Origin of the sequence: Sneathia sanguinegens (assembly GCF_001517935.1) — a bacterium.
GTDB lineage: Bacteria > Fusobacteriota > Fusobacteriia > Fusobacteriales > Leptotrichiaceae > Sneathia > Sneathia sanguinegens.
Genome location: NZ_LOQF01000024.1, coordinates 1 through 756 on the forward strand (window position 1 = coordinate 1; position 756 = coordinate 756).

Sequence of the window (756 nt, forward strand, 5' to 3'; positions counted from 1 at the left end):
CTTGAATTATCTTGATAAGAATAAGTTGCATCTATTTCTATAACTTTTATATTTTCTCTTCTAACATGTTCAAATAGACAATCATCATTCCAAACTCTTTGAAGATCAATAACAGCTGTAGCATCTTTTAAATTATCTTTATCTACATCAACAAAAGATTTTGTTTGATCAGCTACCATGCTAGAATTTGTTTCAAAGACATCTTTAACTTCTATGTCAGTATTTTTTGTTAAAAGATTAGCAATAGTATATGTAACCTGAGTATTAGTTAAAACTAAGTTTTTTGCAAAGCTAAAGCTACAAATAAAGCTAAGTAACAAAAGTAGTTTTTTCATTTTAAGCTCCTTTTTAGATTTTTAATTAGTACTGTTATAAAGAATATTATAGCGGCAACTAATATTATTGAACCACCAGATGGTATAGTAATATCAAAGTATAAAGGTAAAAGTATTCCTAATATGCAACTTATTAATGAAAATAATATGCTATACACAAAGAATGTTCGTATAGATTTTGATAAATTCTTAGCAGAAGCAGCAGGTATTAAAAATAGAGCTTCAACAAGGGAAGCACCGATTATCTTTATTGATGAAACTGTAACTAAAGTAATTAGCAAGATAAACATATATTCCAAAAATTTTACACGAACTCCTTTAACTATTGCTAAATTAGTATTGAAGCTTGATAAAAGCATTTTGTTGAAATTTGGTATAACAATTAAAATTAAAAGTATAGTTGAGAAAAATAGAACTATAA

The 756-nt window shown here is 25.9% G+C and carries 1 protein-coding gene and 1 pseudogene; both read right to left on the reverse strand.

Annotated elements, in window-relative coordinates; genetic code table 11:
- A pseudogene (locus AWT65_RS06240) lies at positions 1-335 on the reverse strand (copper-binding protein); the annotation flags it as partial.
- Positions 332-756, reverse strand: a 425-nt coding sequence (locus tag AWT65_RS06430; RefSeq protein WP_198142964.1) for a metal ABC transporter permease, incomplete at its 5' end; no start/stop codon positions are given. The pseudogene AWT65_RS06240 and the gene AWT65_RS06430, both read right to left, overlap by 4 nt.